This window comes from Pseudoalteromonas sp. JC28 (genome assembly GCF_013319255.1).
Taxonomy (GTDB): Bacteria; Pseudomonadota; Gammaproteobacteria; order Enterobacterales; family Alteromonadaceae; genus Pseudoalteromonas.
Window position 1 is genome coordinate 213,780 of the sequence record NZ_QOKX01000007.1, and the last position, 17,066, is coordinate 230,845.

The 17,066-nt window shown below is 43.0% G+C and carries 15 protein-coding genes; 4 read left to right on the top strand and 11 right to left on the bottom strand.

The annotated features are described in order from the left end of the window. The first annotated feature begins 152 nt into the window (after positions 1-152). Positions 153-2,075, top strand: coding sequence for an EAL domain-containing protein (locus DS891_RS16460; RefSeq protein WP_174170375.1), 1,923 nt, complete (start codon positions 153-155; stop codon positions 2,073-2,075). Positions 2,076-2,117: 42 nt separating this feature from the next. On the opposite strand, the gene DS891_RS16465 is transcribed toward DS891_RS16460, so the two are convergent. From DS891_RS16465 to DS891_RS24590, 9 genes are all read right to left on the bottom strand, one after another. Next, positions 2,118-2,783, bottom strand: coding sequence for a tRNA (guanosine(46)-N(7))-methyltransferase TrmB (locus DS891_RS16465; RefSeq protein ID WP_174170376.1), 666 nt, complete (start codon positions 2,781-2,783; stop codon positions 2,118-2,120). A gap of 94 nt (positions 2,784-2,877) precedes the next feature. Next, the gene (locus DS891_RS16470) at positions 2,878-3,645 is read right to left on the bottom strand and encodes an ABC transporter permease (protein ID WP_010605731.1); all 768 of its coding nucleotides are present in this window, start codon (positions 3,643-3,645) and stop codon (positions 2,878-2,880) included. Between the two features lie 2 nt (positions 3,646-3,647). Continuing rightward, entirely contained in the window at positions 3,648-4,568 is a 921-nt protein-coding gene (locus tag DS891_RS16475; RefSeq protein ID WP_102056119.1) for an ABC transporter ATP-binding protein, read from the bottom strand. Positions 4,569-4,574: 6 nt separating this feature from the next. Continuing rightward, positions 4,575-5,198 (bottom strand): flavin prenyltransferase UbiX, encoded by a 624-nt coding sequence (locus tag DS891_RS16480; RefSeq protein WP_010605733.1) that lies wholly within the window; start codon positions 5,196-5,198, stop codon positions 4,575-4,577. Between the two features lie 5 nt (positions 5,199-5,203). Then, positions 5,204-6,547 carry a UDP-N-acetylmuramate:L-alanyl-gamma-D-glutamyl-meso-diaminopimelate ligase gene (gene mpl / locus DS891_RS16485; protein ID WP_174170377.1) on the bottom strand — a complete coding sequence of 448 codons (1,344 nt, stop codon included), beginning with the start codon at positions 6,545-6,547 and terminating at the stop codon, positions 5,204-5,206. A gap of 234 nt (positions 6,548-6,781) precedes the next feature. Beyond that, entirely contained in the window at positions 6,782-7,567 is a 786-nt protein-coding gene (locus DS891_RS16490; RefSeq protein WP_174170378.1) for a CsgG/HfaB family protein, read from the bottom strand. Beyond that, a complete protein-coding gene (locus DS891_RS16495) occupies positions 7,568-8,017 on the bottom strand; it encodes a curli assembly protein CsgF (protein ID WP_010605736.1) in 450 nt (149 codons plus the stop codon). Between the two features lies 1 nt (position 8,018). Then, positions 8,019-8,408, bottom strand: a complete 390-nt coding sequence (locus DS891_RS16500) for a CsgE family curli-type amyloid fiber assembly protein (protein ID WP_029215819.1) — start codon at positions 8,406-8,408, stop codon at positions 8,019-8,021. Positions 8,409-8,535: 127 nt separating this feature from the next. Beyond that, positions 8,536-10,059, bottom strand: a complete 1,524-nt coding sequence (locus DS891_RS24590; RefSeq protein ID WP_174170379.1) for a curlin — start codon at positions 10,057-10,059, stop codon at positions 8,536-8,538. A gap of 628 nt (positions 10,060-10,687) precedes the next feature. On the opposite strand from DS891_RS24590, the gene DS891_RS16510 reads away from it, so the two are divergent. Together DS891_RS16510 and galU are read left to right on the top strand one after the other, a co-directional pair. Continuing rightward, the gene (locus DS891_RS16510) at positions 10,688-13,186 is read left to right on the top strand and encodes a S8 family serine peptidase (RefSeq protein ID WP_302480154.1); all 2,499 of its coding nucleotides are present in this window, start codon (positions 10,688-10,690) and stop codon (positions 13,184-13,186) included. Positions 13,187-13,771: 585 nt separating this feature from the next. Beyond that, positions 13,772-14,668 (top strand): UTP--glucose-1-phosphate uridylyltransferase GalU, encoded by an 897-nt coding sequence (gene galU / locus DS891_RS16515; RefSeq protein WP_102056114.1) that lies wholly within the window; start codon positions 13,772-13,774, stop codon positions 14,666-14,668. 740 nt (positions 14,669-15,408) lie between these two features. On the opposite strand, the gene DS891_RS16520 is transcribed toward galU, so the two are convergent. Continuing rightward, positions 15,409-15,801 carry a VOC family protein gene (locus DS891_RS16520; RefSeq protein ID WP_174170381.1) on the bottom strand — a complete coding sequence of 131 codons (393 nt, stop codon included), beginning with the start codon at positions 15,799-15,801 and terminating at the stop codon, positions 15,409-15,411. A gap of 21 nt (positions 15,802-15,822) precedes the next feature. Here DS891_RS16520 and DS891_RS16525 point away from each other — a divergent pair, with 21 nt between their 5' ends. Then, positions 15,823-16,113 carry a ribbon-helix-helix domain-containing protein gene (locus DS891_RS16525; protein ID WP_010605743.1) on the top strand — a complete coding sequence of 97 codons (291 nt, stop codon included), beginning with the start codon at positions 15,823-15,825 and terminating at the stop codon, positions 16,111-16,113. Between the two features lie 10 nt (positions 16,114-16,123). Here the strand turns inward: DS891_RS16525 and DS891_RS16530 are convergent, their stop codons facing one another. After that, positions 16,124-16,801, bottom strand: a complete 678-nt coding sequence (locus DS891_RS16530) for a hypothetical protein (protein WP_174170382.1) — start codon at positions 16,799-16,801, stop codon at positions 16,124-16,126. Between the last annotated feature and the right edge of the window lie 265 nt (positions 16,802-17,066).

Here is a 17,066-nt window from a genome sequence, read left to right on the forward strand (position 1 = left end):
ATCATTGGTGAGGAAATTTTTTGCTTTATTTCTTCTCAAGTCATCAATTTATGTTGTATTGTTTATATTATGTAACAAAGCAGCTGCCACGCTTACGCTAGTTAGGCATTTTGATCGTCGTTAAATCGCGATATTGTGGATAAAGGATTATCATGAATACTCGGAGTATAGCTCAACCCCTCAAAGCTAAATCTAAGCAGCCTACGACAAAAGCAACGCCGCTTTTAGGGCTCACAGGTTATACTTCCCGACTCCCCGTTGCTTGGCTCGTTTTAGCCTCTTTTATCTTTTTAGCTGCCCTATCGATTTATGTTATCGCCAACTATTATGATACGCGTCGCGATATCATGGCGAGGATCGACGCCCAGCTAATCAATGCAGCCACCAGCGCCAACGTCATTGTAGGCAAAAAGTATCACGAGTCACCAGAGCAAATAACCCCAGCCGAGTTTAAACAAAAAAGCCATGCCCTCACCGAGCTTGCCCGTGCTTTAAATGTTGAATACGTCTATACCATGGTGCTTAAACCACCTTACGTGCACTTTACCGCGTCCAGTTACACCCGAGAAGATCTTAAACTCAACCGACTAACACGTTATCAAGATGTTTATTCCGAGGCTTCGATTACCCTAAAAAGCGCCTTTCACTCTACCGAACCTGTGTTTGAAATAGCCAAAGACAAATGGGGCCACTTTAAAAGTGTGTTTATTCCTTTTGTGCTACCCGATGGCACTACTTATATAGCAGGTGCAGACTTAACCATTCACGATTTAGAAAGTCGGTTACAAGAAAGTGTAATGGATGCAGCCATTGACGCTAGCTTCTTCTTTGTGATGTTTTTGGTTGTCGTGAGCTTGTACTTTATGTACTACAAGAAGACCTTAACAACAGATAGCCGCACCGGATTTGGCAACCGTATAGCCCTTGAGCAAGCACTTAAATATTCTAAATCGCAACACCTATGCTTAAGCGTAGTATGGGTGAAGGAGCTTGAGGATATCATTAGCTTCTATGGCACGGAAGTCGGCGATAACGTTATGGCAAAAGTCATGAGCTACTTTAGCGAGTTTACCCATCCGTTTGAGGTTTACCGCCTTACCACCTCTAAAATTGCGCTAGTTACCAGCATCGAAAATGGTGAGCATTATTTGGCGAACTTAACCGAGTCATTCCCTTGTGCAAAACCCATATACGACGCGCCGCATTTATACGTTAATTTGTGTGCGGGTGTTGCTAAAGGCAATTGCGCGTTGTTACTTGAAAATGCCTTTCTCGCGCTACGTCAGGCCCAACAGCAAAATACCCAAGTGTGTTATTTTGATTCTCAGCTGCAAATAAACCCCCAGCAACAATCAAAAAATCTCCACCTCACCCGTTTACTGCAAAGCGCGTGTGAATCAGACCGCATCATTCCTTTTTTTACGCCGCGTAAAGCTTGTCACGACCATGCTGACATTCAGTACCACTGCACGGCACGCGTCCTTAACGAGCGCGGCGCTATCATCGATGCCGAACATTTTTATCCAGTGATGAAGCAACCAAAACTCCGCGCACAAATTAGCATGAAGCTACTTGAGTTATGCATCACCCGTTTTCGTAAATCGAACCATGCTTGGAGCATGCAATTGAGCCACAGTGAAATCGCGGATGCAGAATATTTTGAATATATCAGCCAGATCCTACGCCGTTACCCGCAGCCACAACTCATCACATTTGAGTTTAATGAAACGGATGTGCTAAAAAACTTCAGCGATATGAGCTTAATGATGCAGTCGTTAAAAGCAAAAGGTGCAAATGTTGCAGTAACGGGTGTGAATAGTGGTTTTCTTACCATCAATCGGATCTTAAAACTCCCACTTGATGCCATTTGTTTAGAAGCCAGTATTTGTGAAAACTTGGATGAAGATGAGATGCTGCTGAGCTCCATTGAATATCTTGCAAGCCATTGCAATGCCAAGCGGATCGACTTGATTGTACCCTGTGTTGCCACCAGCAAACAGGCAAAACAATTGGAAGCTGCAGGCGTTGCAAGATTAGAAGGTAGCTGGATAGGCAAAGCAAGCGGCCATCTTTAAGCCGCTTTTATCGATCTTAAGTCGGACTTGTCATGGGTTAGCTCAAAGCGTTACGACGAGGCGGGTACTAGATTGACCACTTGCCCAATACTTACGCTCAAAGGGTGTAATAGCTTCATCACTTTCATAGGCTTCCACTTCAACATCAACGCCACTAAGCGCCAAAGCTCTGGCAAACTCTTTTACATAGATATCCCAATTACTGCGCAGCTCCAACTTGCCACCTAACTTGACGATAAAAGGAAACACCGCGCTACCATGCCAGCGTCTTTGAATATGTTTAGCTTTCGGCCACGGATTAGGATACAGCAAATAATGGTGACTCGGCTGCCAATTGGCTTCCAGCGCTAATCGCCAAAAGTCATTGAGATCGGCTTGCACCAAAATATATTGGCCTTGTTCCGTTTGTTTATATTCAACATCATGTTTATCTAGTCGATGCGCAGACTTGTCGATGCCAATTACCAACGCATCAGGGTGTCGCTTCGCCAAATTTGCCGTACTTTCACCAACACCACAACATGAGTCCAAAATAATCGGTCCATTATAGGCCTGTACTCGCGCATTAACCTCATCGAAAGCGCTTTGTGTATGTGCCGCAATGGGTTTTTTAAACTCAGCGGTTAGATGCTTAGTAACGATTTCATCGAGCTTTTCGTGTAGCCCTTGTTGATTAGTGGTGATACTACGAGAGTTTGCTTCTGTCATAACCAGTCATTATTAAGGGGGAATGGTAAGGATTTTACCTGAAATAACGCAAGAGCGCTGCAATTGATAGCAGCGCTCATTCTTTATCCTGCGGTTAGTGTCTTAGCCCAACACCGCGTTTAATTAAGTGCAGTGACAACCAAAATAGACCACATATAAATACACCTAATACCGTAAAGGCAACGCCAATATCAACGTCCGAAACACCTAAAAAGCCAAAACGGAAGGCATTTACCATATAGATGATTGGATTTACCTGTGACACACCTTGCCAAAACTCCGGCAGCAATGTGATTGAGTAAAATACGCCGCCTAGGTAAGTCAGGGGTGTAAGCACAAAAGTCGGAATAATGCTAATATCGTCAAAGCTGTTGGCAAACACAGCATTGATCAAACCACCTAATGCAAACACAGCTGACGTTAAAATAACCGTAATAACGATAACCGCTAGATTGTGAATTTGAATATCCACAAAAAACAGACTGACGATAGTAACAATAAGCCCAACGAGCATGCCTCGCGCCATACCACCGCCCATATAGCCAAGTACAATAATATAGTTAGGCACAGGTGCAACGAGTAGTTCTTCAATGCTCTTTTGAAACTTGGTGGAATAAAAACTCGAGGCAACATTAGAATAGGAGTTGGTGATCACCGACATCATGATTAAGCCAGGTACAATAAACTCCATGTAACTAAAGCCACCCATATCACCAATGCGCGAGCCGATTAAACTGCCAAATATCACAAAATAAAGTGTCATGGTGATCGCTGGCGGTACTAAGGTTTGCACCCAAATACGTAAAAACCGAATACACTCTTTTATCCAAATACTTTTTAACGCGACGCCATATTTCAACACGATTATGCCCCTCTCCCCTGCTCCAGTAAGCCAACAAACAACTCTTCTAAACGGTTAGCTTTGTTACGCATACTTAATACTTGATTACCTTGCTCTGTGAGCTGTGTGAACACCCCATTGAGCCCTTGCGACTTAGCTACTTCTACCTCAATAGTATGGTCATCTACGGTGGTAAATTGGTAACCATCGAGTGCCACAGGCAGCATGGGCGGCTTAAGATCAAGTACAAACGTTTCTTTATCCAACTTTGAGAGTAATGTCTTGATGGTCGTGTGCTCAACAATCGTGCCTTTATCAATAATCGCAATATTACGGCACAACAGCTCTGCTTCTTCTAAGTAATGCGTTGTGAGTATAATCGTTACGCCTTGCTTATTAATTTCACGCAAAAAATCCCACATAGAACGGCGTAGTTCTATATCCACACCAGCCGTAGGTTCATCTAAAATAAGGAGCTTAGGCTCATGCATCAATGCTCTTGCAATCATCAAGCGACGTTTCATACCGCCGGATAACGTGCGAGCTTGCTTATCTTTTTTATCAAATAATCCCAGCTGCTTGAGATACTTCTCGGCTCGCTGATGGGCAACGTCTCTTGGCACACCATAATAGCCCGCCTGAGTCACAAGAATTTGGTTTAGCGTCTCGAATTGGCTAAAGTTGAACTCCTGTGGTACTAAACCTAAGTTCGACTTAGCGTCTTCCAAATGAGTATCAATACTATGACCAAAAACCTCTACGCTGCCTTGGCTTTTATTCACCAGTGAGGCAATAACCCCTATTGTGGTAGATTTACCAGCCCCGTTTGGACCAAGTAGCGCAAAGAAGTCCCCTTCTTGAACTTCGAGATCAATGCCTTTAACGGCTTCGACGCCGTTACTATAAACTTTTTTTAACCCTTTGATGTTCAGTGCTATTGTCATATTTTATTATTCTCCATAACCCCAGCGCTTAGCTAAGGTATGCTCGATGTGTAGATGATCTAAAATGCGGGCCACCATAAAGTCGACCAAATCGTCGATACTTTGTGGCTGATGATAAAAACCAGGTGCTGCAGGCATGATAGTCACCCCCAAGCGGCTAAGCTTGAGCATGTTTTCAAGATGAATTGGACTAAAGGGCGTCTCACGCGGCACTAATATTAATTGGCCACGTTCTTTGATCACCACATCTGCTGCACGCTCAAGCAAATTGTCAGATGCCCCAAGTGCAATGGCTGACACGCTTCCTGCGCTACACGGACACACCACCATCTGCTTTGGTGCGGCCGAGCCAGATGCCACAGGGCTAAACCAGTTATCTTTACCAAATACCTGAATTTGCTTATCTTTAGCACAGAAAAGCGTCTGTAGTTGCTCTGTTGCTTTTTGTTCATTTCCTGAGAGTTTTAAATTCGACTCAGTATCCAGCACCACTCTGGCAGCGCTCGAGATTAGCACGTAAACTTGATAGTTTAACGACACCAATACCTCGAGTAATCTCAGTCCGTAAGGGGCGCCCGACGCACCACTAAAGGCCAGCGTAATTGGCCCATTAAATGTTTGTTCTGACATAATGATTACTTTTTCAATGCAGTTAAAAGTTTGTCGTGGATGCCACCAAAACCACCATTACTCATAATCAACACATGTTGGTTTGGTGCTTGATTTGTCACAACCTGTGCGACAATCTCATCCACACTTGCAAAACACTGACGACCCGCGGCTTCGGCTTGTGCTTTAAGAGACCAAGATAAGCCATCTGGTTCGAATAGATACACTTCATCTGCAACATCAAGAGATTGCAATAAGGTTTCTTGATGAGTGCCAAGCTTCATCGTATTTGAGCGTGGCTCTAAAATAGCAATGATAGGTGCATCTCCAACTTTGGCTCTAAGCCCTGCGAGGGTCGTTGCTATTGCCGTGGGATGATGCGCGAAGTCATCATAGACAGTAACGCCATTGACCTCCCCTTTAATTTCCATACGGCGCTTAGGAGAAATAAATTGCCTCAGCGCTTCGATACTCACCTCGATTGGAATGCCCACATGTCTTGCCGCCGCAATCGCCATCATGGCATTTTTGACATTATGTACACCAATCGCTTGCCAATTTACTTCGCCTTTTTCTTCGCCTTCAAATAACACTGTAAAGCGAGAGCCGTCAGCCTTGAGCAAGTTATACGACCATTCTTTACCAAGGGATTCCTGCTCGCTCCAAAAACCACGTTCAATGACGTTTTGTAGCGCAGTATCATCCGCTGGATATACGGCTTTACCTTGGCTGGGTAGCGTGCGAATTAAATGATGAAACTGGGTTTGAATGGCATTTAAATCTGGAAAAATATCAGCGTGATCATATTCAAGATTGTTGAGTATTAACGTGCGAGGTAAGTAATGGACAAACTTGCTGCGTTTATCGAAAAACGCCGTATCGTATTCGTCGGCTTCGATAACAAAGAATGGCGTATCTGATGTGCGCGCCGACACACCAAAGTTTTGCACAATGCCACCGATCAAAAAGCCCGGGCGTAATCCTGCGTATTCGAGTAACCAAGCTAACATACTTGCAGTGGTCGTTTTGCCATGCGTACCGGCCACAGCCAACACCCATGACTGGCGTAATACATGTTCTTTTAACCATTCAGGGCCTGAAGTATAACGCATACCCTTTTCTAAAACATATTCAACGCACGGATTACCACGGCTCATGGCATTGCCGATGATCACCACATCAGGCTCAACATCGATGAGTTGCTTAGGGTCGTACCCTTGAGTTAGTTCAATTCCGAGTGATTCAAGTTGTGTACTCATCGGCGGGTAAACATTGAGATCTGAACCTGTGACTTTGTGCCCCAATGATTGAGCGATGGCTGCGATCCCGCCCATAAAGGTACCGCAAATCCCTAAAATATGTACGTGCATGATGTTAGCGTTCTTTATTATTTCATTGCCATTTAGATTAACATACTCAGCTTATTGGTGGCTGACTTTATTGTTGAATCTCATGCACCAGTATTATTCTTTATTTTAAAGTGGGTAGTGTGAGAACGTGCTCAAGGTTGTATCGTTCTTAAAATTTTTGTCGCGCTAAAGCACGACCTACGGTTAGTGGTGCGTGCCACGCAAAAGGGAGCGTTGTGGTAAAGGTTTGTCGCGCTAAAGCGCGACCTGCGATGCGGTAGCTGCCGACCACACGCCTTTTTCGATACCCTGTTGTACCATCAAAGTCAGCGCTTTTTCTATCGCTTGAGTTACACAAATGTGCATCGGTTCGTTATCGCTAAAACCCGCTTCGGCTTCAGCCAATCGTTTATAACTCACATATCGGAAAAACCCTGCCCGAACCTCCATGGATAGCACCTTTTTACTACTCGCGACAGAAAGCAGCACTTGCCCGGTACGAACATCAACTGCGCGCATATAAATAGAGATAACATCCTCACGATAAAGCTCAGATGCACCTATGCCAAAATATTCCATCCCCAAACCGCCTGTGCGGATATTAGAGTCATAGCTGATGATCCCGCCTTCTAAAATAATCTTTGCGGTCATTAATGGTGGCAAAGCGCTTGTATCATTATCATCACTTGCTGCACGAATAATTTTGCGCTCAGTCAGCAGGTTTTGCAGCCCTTCACGTTCTACCGGAATAAACCAATCCGTTTCGTGTAGTGCCTGCATTAAAATCGAGTTAGCGCCTTGAGTCACCGCTGTTGAAAATGAACTCACATTATCTTGTGGTTTATATTGCCCTGTTTGGTCGCGAAATGAATAAACCGAGACAGGAATTCGCCCCTTAGGTGTGGGTAAATTTTTTAGTTCTGCAAAGGTTTCGGTATCGGTCAGCTCAATAGCCACACTTTGCGCCGGTGGCAACACACGTGACATGCTAGAACAACCACTAAGTAGTAACAACAATACCAATAAAGTTACGCGGAGCATTTAGTATCCTCCACCAGCCGAAGCGGCAAACCTGGGTACTTCAAGAATGGTTTCTTCACCCGATGCTGTATTTGTTATTCTAACCGTAATGGTGTCGGGTGTACTGGTGATCACTTGGATTTGATAGTCGCCACTCATAAACGTCGCGTCTTGATCAAAAATACTATCTTTGATGTCATCACCAAACGCTACATCCGTAATTTCTCTTACCAAGCGGTTGAGATACGTACGCTCGAGTGATTCTTGAAACTTTTCATCATAGGTCTTTTCTATAATTGGCGCTCTGTGTTTATTTTGAGATTGCGCTTTACTCAATAACATATTGGCGTTTAACGGGTTACCACCAAATGCGGGGTTAATTGGTTTATATACCAGCTCCGTTGCTGCCACATGAGCACCGCTAAGTAGCATTAAACCAGCACACACGATTGTTGTTTTTATTGTTGCCATGTTACCACCCACTTGCTGCTAAATCTTCTGAGCCATTCTGTTGATATTGTTCTCTCGCCATCGCATCCATAATAGTAAAGATGGCAGTCTCAACTCGCTCATCAACAGAGCCACCTCTCCTTCCCATCGCTGTTGCGTAGACTGCGCGATTATTCATTAAAACTTCTAACCGAGTGCCTGCTCTTGGTAAAACCGTTTCTTTAACCGTGATATTAATTCCCGAGGTGTTAGGAACATCTCTCCAAAGCTGTGAAAATTGAAAGTAAAACTGATGACCAAATCGGCTAATACTCTGATCCATCACTAAACCATCAATTTCTACATCTTCTTGTGCACTCAGTGAAAATGTAGAAACGAGCATGGCGCTCAAGAATGTTATTATTCTTATCATTATTTGTTTACTCACGGCATAGAATATCTTTACTGACGAGATTCACATTGATATTTTGGTTAGCTGAATAGTACAAAATACGGGGGCTGGTGTTGCCCCCTGTCTAAATTGCTTAGCTATTACTTAGTTATTGCTGAGTGATAGTCGCAACGTTGTTGTCACCAACCTGAGTTACGGTAATGTTTTGACCACTACCTGTAATTCCACCTTGAACTAAGTTGCCATCACCAATTTGGCTTACTGTAAATGCATTATCATCACCGTTGATAATGAATGCTTCTGAGCCCATACCCATCACAAAGTTGTTGCTACCATTTTGTGTGATGTCTAACATATTACGGCTGCCTTCAAGCATTAAATCTATCGCGTTAAATTCGCCTGATTGCGCAATATCTACTTGGTTTGAACTGCTATCGAACACACTGCTCATCGTCACAACAACACCATTGCCAGTGCCACTTTGTGAGATATCAACGGCGTTGTCATTGCTTGCAAGGCTAACGTCTGGGTAAGATGATTGCACTACCACCTCGTTTTCATCACCCGTTTGGGTAACATCAACATCGTTATCACTACCATTGAAATTAGCAACATGTGCGATGTTCGCATTACCTACTTGAGTCGCTGAAAACTCATTGTTTTCACCAGCAACGCCAAGGTACATCTCGTTGCCATTGCCAATTTGCATCGCGGTAAATTCGTTATTATCACCAACAACGTCAGCTTGAACTTTGTTCTCATCACCACGCTGTTCAGCCATCACTTCATTATCACTACCAACTAATAAATCTGACGCAAAGGTGTTAGTTGAGCCTTCCTGATCGATACTAAGCTCGTTATTGTCTCCAGTAATTTCAAATACGTTAACCGTATTGCTATCACCTTCCGACTGCTCAATCTCAATTTGGTTGTCATCCCCAATCACTGTCTCTACGGCGATAACATTGAAATTGCCGCTTTGGCTCGATTCAATTTCGTTTTCATTACCCTGTAGACTAACCACTTTATATTGGTTATACACACCATCTTGGTCCAAAGTAATTTGGTTCATATCACCTTGTACAGACTCAAGTGTGGCTTCGTTCCACATACCTGATTGTGTCGCTGATACCTCGTTTTGGCTACCTTGCATATTTAGGTTGTAGAACCATTGACCGCCAGAACCTTGAGATACCGTAATAGTATTTTGATCGCCATTAATGATATTGATGGCTTCGTTGTTAATCCCAAGGATCCCGCTACCTGACTGCTGAATGTCAATCGCGTTATCGTCGCCAGTAACTTCCGTTAATGCGCCGTTAGATTCACCATCTTGGCTATATACTTGGTTATTGTTGTTACCAGTTGTTGTTATAATAGCGACGTTACCAGTACCATTTTGATCGGCTTCTGTAATGTTGTTGTCGCCAACCGTAGTCACATCTGTCAGATTAGATGTTCCCAGTTGCACAGAAGCTAACTCGTTGCCACCTTGACTACCTGAAGTTTGTGAAAGCTTAAGCTCATTACTTGTTCCACTTACACGCTCTACTTGTGAAAGTGCAGAAGTTGAAAGTGGTTTATTATCTGATTTTGCCTCAGCATGTGCTGTAATAGAATGTGTTAGCGCAAGTGCGATAGCGCAACTCACGATTGATTTTGAAAACTTCACACTGTTCTCCTTAGAGATTTATTATATTATTTTTCAATTAAGTGCTTAGTGCAGGCTTTGAGCTGTTGCCGAACTCAGCCAACTGCAACCTTTCACTTAACTAACGTCCTGTTATGACTCATTACTCTTGAGTCGCTCCCACCTGTGCCAGTTACCAGAGTGTTACATTTTTAATGAAAAACGTAATCTATATCAAAGTCAGCAAATCAATATGATGAAATAATATATTTTATTACGTCTAGTCATCTTTAACTCTAAGATGGGAACAACCGAAGATAAATAAGAAGATTTCATGAAAAAAATATCCTTTATTTTTCATTACGATACAAAGCTAAACTTACACAAAATTACGAACAAAAAATGGAGATACAAAAAAAGTATGATTAAAGTTCAAACGCACCCATTTACATACATCCCATAAAAAAGAACCAAATAATTCATTCCGAAACCTCCTACCCAGTAAAAAATCCTGATTTTATTAATTAACGCTTTTTTTACATTGCACTGCTGAATATCTGCGTCTAGGTTTTAAGACGTTGCCAAAAAGACCACAGCCACTACCAGAAAAATTACCAACTCAAAAAATCGTGTATCGATGGATACGCTTGAAATTAAAAAGGTTATTAATATGAGATCTAAACTTTCTGCATTGTCTTTGGCTTTGCTACCAGCACTTGCTTTCACGGCTCAAGCGGCAGTTCAAATTGAAACAACAACCGCGACTGCAGACGACAGCATCCTAGTTGTATTTAAAGAAAATACCTCTGCGGCACTTCGTGCAAATGCAAGAAACCTAGTAAAAGCAAAAATGGCAGATTTAAATGCTGACGGTGTTGATGATAAATACCGTCATGTTTTGAAAGGTCGTTTAGCAAACTTTAAGCTAGATAGCATTACAGCAAAACAAGCGATTGAAAAACTGGCTAATCATCCAGCGGTTGCATATGTTGAGCCTGACTATCAAGTAAAAGCACTTGGCATTCCCGATGACAGTCGTTTTGACGAATTGTGGGGTATGCACAACACAGGTCAAACTGGTGGTACAGCAGATGCCGACATTGACGCTCCTGAAGCGTGGGATATTACGGTTGGCTCACGTGATGTTATCGTCGGTGTGATCGATACCGGTGTTGATTATACTCACCCAGATCTAGCCGCAAATGCATGGTACAACCCGGGTGAAATAGCTGGGGATGGTATTGATAACGACGGTAACGGTTATATTGATGACGTTCACGGTATCAACGCGATTACTGGTAGTGGCGATCCGATGGATGACCAAGGCCACGGTACGCACGTTTCGGGTACTATCGGTGCTTCAGGCAACGATGCAACGGGCGTTGCTGGTGTAAACCATGAGGTGTCTATCGTAGGCTGTAAATTCCTCGATGCATCAGGCTCAGGCTCAACCTCAGATGCGATTGAGTGTATTGACTATATGGTTGCGCTTAAAAACGCGGGTCATAACGTTCGTGTTACTAATAATAGTTGGGGTGGCGGCGGCTTCAGCCAAGCACTTTCTGATGCAATCACAGCCAGTGAAAATGCGGATATCTTATTTGTTGCCGCAGCTGGTAACAGTGCGGTAGATAACGACGTAAACCCTCACTATCCTTCAAGCTATGAACACGACAGCGTATTCTCTATCGCAAGTACAACACATACCGATGCGATGTCTTCATTTTCTCAATGGGGTTTAACGTCTGTTGACATGGGCGCACCAGGTAGCGCAATTTTATCTACCGTTCCAGGTGGTGGCTATTCAAGTTACTCAGGTACTTCAATGGCGACACCTCACGTTGCAGGTGCTGCTGCTCTGGTACTTTCTATCAACCCTACTCTAAGTGCTATCGAGCTTAAAAACCTACTGATGCAAAGTGGTGATGTTAATGCTGACCTTACAGATAAAACAGTATCTGGTAAGCGCTTAAATGTGAATCAAGCAGTAATCGATGCAGACCCAGAGCCTGGCTTTAGAGTGTCAGCTCGTCCTGCTAATCAGGAAATCACGGCGGGCGATACTGCAACATACGAATTTACTTTTGCTTCGGTCGCAGACTGGCAGGGTACTATAGACTTGTCTGTTACCTCACCAATTGCTGGTGCGACATTGTCTGCGACTACCGCAATGCCTGGCGATACTGTAACACTTTCAGTACCAACTACGGCTTCGACTCAATGGGGCGAATATAGCTTTACACTCAATGCAACATCAGGTGAACTTGCAGATCAAGAGCAGGTAGGACTATATGTATTACCTCAAGGGTTAAGCGATTTCAGCTATGAAAATACTACCGCGGTAGACATCCCTGATAACGATGCTTCTGGTATTACTTCTGTGATCACTGTAGCTGATACGGTTACTGTGTTTGATAGTAATACCCTAGTGGATATTACACACACCTACATTGGCGACTTAATTGTTACACTTACCTCTCCTGCTGGAACAGTAGCAACACTGCATAACCGTCAAGGTGGTGCCGCAGACGACATTAACCAAACCTTTAACTCAGCTGCATTTAATGGTGAAGTTGCAACAGGTGATTGGACATTGTCTGTCTCGGATAATGCAGGTATCGATACTGGAACATTGAACAGTTGGACTCTGAACCTAACAGGCCTTGGTGAAACATCTCCTCAACCTCCAGTTGCGGGCTTCAGTTTTGCAGCTTCAGGCTTAGCCGTGACATTCACTGATGAGAGCCGCGACCCGAACGATGACATCGTTAGTTGGGCATGGGACTTTGGTGATGGCAGCATCAGTACTGACGCAAGCCCGATCCATGAGTTTGCAGCATCTGGTGAGTACAGCGTTTCTCTGACTGTTACTGATAGTGAAGGCAACAGCCACACAACAACCCAATCTGTTATTGTTAGTACTGATGAAATTGAGCTATCGCTAGTTCGCGCAAATAAGTCTCGCTTAGGCTTTATCCGCGTAGAACTTTCATGGCAAGGCAGCAGTGCAGATGAAGTAACGATTTACCGTGATGGACAAGCGATTGAATCAGTCTCAAATACTGGTAAATTCAGAGACTTCTCTCGTGATTTAGAAGCTACCAGCTACACGTATAAAGTGTGTCAATCTAGTGAAATCTGTTCAAATGAAATCACAGTGAACTTTTAATCACTCTATCCCCAAAAAATAATCTAAGCCCCGGAAGGGGCTTTTTTGTTCTTATTATCCAATTTAATGTACTGGTTAAAAATAGCCGAATAAAATAGATATGATATTTTTACAGATCGCGATAGAAAACAGTTGTAATATAAGCTAACATCGCTTTGATGAGATAACTATGCAACGCTTTCACATTCAACCCACATTCCTGCCGTAAAGTCGACTTGATAAAAAATTAAGCCGAATTTTGTACTTCACTAGATAGCGTCCCTAATGTGCAAGATGAAATTAGTTTGGCTTCTTATGTACAGTAACTCTCAATTGAGATATGGAAAAGCGTTGAAAGATCAAAGTGGTAACCTCCAAAATCAGTGCTCATTCAGCTCTCGTCGTTCATGATGTTTTCATTCGCCTAATAGCTTGTACAAATAGCTCCAAAATAGCGAAAAAGCGAAGTAACGGCATAAAATGAAGTATTAGAGTATACTCCTGAATACTATTGGAGAAATTGCAACTTAATCTGGTTTGCAACTTTTATATGAAGCGCTACAATGCAGGGTGAAAATTGGAAACTAGTCAAAATATGGACTTTTTATGAAAGCAGTTATTCCTGTCGCAGGTCTTGGTACTCGCATGCTCCCAATGACCAAAGCCATTCCAAAAGAAATGTTGCCTTTGGTAGATAAGCCACTCATTCAATATATAGTCAAAGAATGTGTTGCAGCAGGTATCAAAGAAATTGTGTTAGTGACTCACTCATCAAAAAATGCAATTGAAAACCATTTTGATACCAGCTTTGAATTGGAAGCAACCCTTGAAAAGCGCGTAAAGCGCAAGTTATTAGATGAAGTGCGCTCAATTTGTCCTGACGACGTCACTATTATGCATGTTCGTCAGGGTGAAGCTAAGGGCCTTGGACATGCTGTGTTATGTGCGCAGCCCATTGTTGGTGACAATGACTTTGTTGTTGTATTACCTGACGTAGTTTTAGACGAATATTCTGCGGATCAAAGTAAAGAAAACCTTGCTGCAATGCTTTCTCGTTTTAACCAAACCAAAACTAGCCAAATTATGCTAGAACCGGTTCCACAGCAGGACGTATGTAAGTACGGTATCGCTGATGTTAATGGCATTCAACTTAGCGCTGGCGAGAGTAGCGCGATAAAGCATATGATCGAAAAGCCAAGCATTGAAGAGGCTCCTTCTAACCTAGCAGTGGTTGGTCGCTATGTACTTTCTAAAAATATTTGGCCCCTATTAAGGAAAACACCTGTCGGTGCCGGTGGCGAGATCCAGTTAACCGATGCTATCGATATGTTGATGGAAAAAGAAACCGTTGAAGCTTTTCATATGAGTGGACGCTCACATGACTGCGGAGATAAGCTGGGTTATCTTAAAGCTATCGTTGAATATGCTATTCGTGACGAGCAGTTAGGTGAAGAATTTTCACAATTCTTAAAACGCTTTCATCAATTAAGCCTAGCTTCTTAGTTTGTCGCGGGATAAACCCGCTGCTACCGGTTTGCACATTCGTCGCAGCGACTTTAGGTCGCGACTCTTTTCTGACTTTAGGTCGCGACGCTTTTAAGATTTAATATCACGACTCACACCAACCTTGGTCGCGGGATAAACCCGCTGCTACCAGTTTGCACATTCGTAGCAGCGACTTTACGTCGCGACGCTTTTATGACTTTAGGTCGCGACGCTTTTAAGATTTAATATCACGACTCACACCAACCCTGGTCGCGGGATAAACCCGCTGCTACCGGTTTGCACATGCGTAGCAGCGACTTTAGGTCGCGATTCTTTTATGGCTTTAGGTCGCGACGCTTGTAAGATTTAATATCACGACTCACACCAACCCTGGTCGCGGGATAAACCCGTTGCTACCGATTTGCACATGCGTAGCAGCGACTTTACGTCGCGACTCTTTTATGACTTTAGGTCGCGACGCTTGTAAGATTTAATATCACGACTCACATCAACCTTGGTCGCGGGATAAACCCGCTGCTACCGGTTTGCACATGCGTAGCAGCGACTTTACGTCGCGATTCTTTTATGACTTTAGGTCGCGACGCTTGTAAGATTTAATATCACGACTCACATCAACCTTGGTCGCGGGATAAACCCGCTGCTACCGGTTTGCACATGCGTAGCAGCGACTTTAGGTCGCGACTTATTTAACGATTTTATGTTGAGATTTACAACCTTTGACGCGGAGTACCCCGTTTCTACCGATATACGTCACTTTTTTCAATCACTTCAATATCATACCCATCAGGATCTTTGATAAAAAAGAACCTTGCTACCAATACATCGTGATTATAAAAGTCCTTGATTGCTTGAGGATTGTAGTTACTTTTTTGGGCTTTATCGTAAATTACTTTCAAATTATCTACAGCAAATGCAAGATGCCCATAGCCATTACCGATGGTATAATCTACAGCCTCATGATTCCAAGTCAGCTCTAATTCAAAGGACGTTTCTTCATTGCCAAGATAGATAAGAGAAAAGCCACTAAAATCTAGTCGTCGCTTCACTGTCAATGCAAATACATCATGATAAAATTTAGTTGAACGATCAGCATCTTTCACTCTGATCATTGAATGGATCATTTTTGCCATTACTTTACCTATGGAATTTATATGTGTGAGCTCTACGCATCAACCCCCCCTCACTGCTACGAAGTAGATAAGCGCTCTATCCGAATTCAAGGTGCTGTTACTAGCCTTGCTTTAGAGAACGAAATTTGGCACCTGCTAGAAAACATAGCTAAGAATGAACAGCTTACTTTAGCTGAGTTTATTTCAACTCTTTATCAAGAAGTAATTGAACGCCATGGTGAGATTAAAAACTTGGCGTCAATGTTGCGTATTACCTGCTTAACTTACCTTGCAAATAATAAAGCAAACGATCTACACTGTGGTAGTAGCTGAATACTACACTTTACTGTCGCTCTAAAAAGCGTTGCCATGTAATATTCGGATTGATAACTCGGATTGGTGAAATGACCTGCTTCAGTAAGCAAAGAGGAGGACGTTTCACTTCATGGCCATCTTGCTTGAGACCCAGCAAATATTGGAAGCTGCTTTTTGTACCGAGCTGTATAGCTGAAATTCTAACTTGCTGCTCAAAATTCAAACGCAGACTGCTGATCGCAGTTTTCATGCCTTGCTGGTCAACATTAGGTAGACCACACTTCTGCAAGTACCCTTGCCTTTCCCCTTCGCCAGAAAACCAAATTCTGACTTTCTCACTATAGCGCCCAGTCTTAGCTGGTAAATCAAATAGTATGCGATGATGAGCTTGTTGTTTGACTAGTGCTAAATACTGCTCTAACCCGCTTTGCCATAAAGCAGAATGGATGGGCACAATACGTGGTTGAATTTTACCGTGAGTATTAAAATGAAACACATGAACATGATCTTCATAATGAATATCATCAAGTGTAAGAGAACCAATTTCATCACTGTAAGCCCCCGTATAATAGCTCAGCAAAGGTAACCAAAAATGCCAATGCTTGGGTTGCTCACGCTTCAACTTTTCATCCGAGTATATATAGCCATTGAACAAAGTATGAAGTTCCATAGAGGAAAACGCTCTTCGGCCTAAATGAGATTTCATACTGTAGTCAACGTATTGAGTATACTAAAGATCTTAAGTTTAACGGTTTTTAGTCTTTTTCGGAAGTTTGATAGTTACCTTCTCCTCAAAGCAGCCTGTTTATCCCGCGACAAGCGCGTAAAGAGAAAAATTGTGGCATAAAGTCATAAAAAAAATCGCGACCTAAAGCCATAAAAGAGTCGCGACCTAAAGTCGCTGCTACGCCAAGTTTGTAGCTTCGGGTTTATCCTGCGATAAGCGCGTAAAGAAAAGAGTTGTGGCATAA

What these genes read in the sequence shown, in the direction of transcription:
- mpl (WP_174170377.1), bottom strand. Translation starts at nt 6,547, where the DNA reads ATGCACGTACATATTTTAGGGATTTGCGGTACCTTTATGGGCGGGATC.
- DS891_RS16480 (WP_010605733.1), bottom strand. Translation starts at nt 5,198, where the DNA reads ATGTCAGAACAAACATTTAATGGGCCAATTACGCTGGCCTTTAGTGGT.
- DS891_RS16465 (WP_174170376.1), bottom strand. Translation starts at nt 2,783, where the DNA reads ATGACAGAAGCAAACTCTCGTAGTATCACCACTAATCAACAAGGGCTA.
- DS891_RS16475 (WP_102056119.1), bottom strand. Translation starts at nt 4,568, where the DNA reads ATGACAATAGCACTGAACATCAAAGGGTTAAAAAAAGTTTATAGTAAC.
- DS891_RS16520 (WP_174170381.1), bottom strand. Translation starts at nt 15,801, where the DNA reads ATGGCAAAAATGATCCATTCAATGATCAGAGTGAAAGATGCTGATCGT.
- DS891_RS16495 (WP_010605736.1), bottom strand. Translation starts at nt 8,017, where the DNA reads ATGGCAACAATAAAAACAACAATCGTGTGTGCTGGTTTAATGCTACTT.
- DS891_RS16530 (WP_174170382.1), bottom strand. Translation starts at nt 16,801, where the DNA reads ATGAAATCTCATTTAGGCCGAAGAGCGTTTTCCTCTATGGAACTTCAT.
- DS891_RS16510 (WP_302480154.1), top strand. Translation starts at nt 10,688, where the DNA reads ATGAGATCTAAACTTTCTGCATTGTCTTTGGCTTTGCTACCAGCACTT.
- galU (WP_102056114.1), top strand. Translation starts at nt 13,772, where the DNA reads ATGAAAGCAGTTATTCCTGTCGCAGGTCTTGGTACTCGCATGCTCCCA.
- DS891_RS16500 (WP_029215819.1), bottom strand. Translation starts at nt 8,408, where the DNA reads ATGATAAGAATAATAACATTCTTGAGCGCCATGCTCGTTTCTACATTT.
- DS891_RS16525 (WP_010605743.1), top strand. Translation starts at nt 15,823, where the DNA reads ATGTGTGAGCTCTACGCATCAACCCCCCCTCACTGCTACGAAGTAGAT.
- DS891_RS16460 (WP_174170375.1), top strand. Translation starts at nt 153, where the DNA reads ATGAATACTCGGAGTATAGCTCAACCCCTCAAAGCTAAATCTAAGCAG.
- DS891_RS16490 (WP_174170378.1), bottom strand. Translation starts at nt 7,567, where the DNA reads ATGCTCCGCGTAACTTTATTGGTATTGTTGTTACTACTTAGTGGTTGT.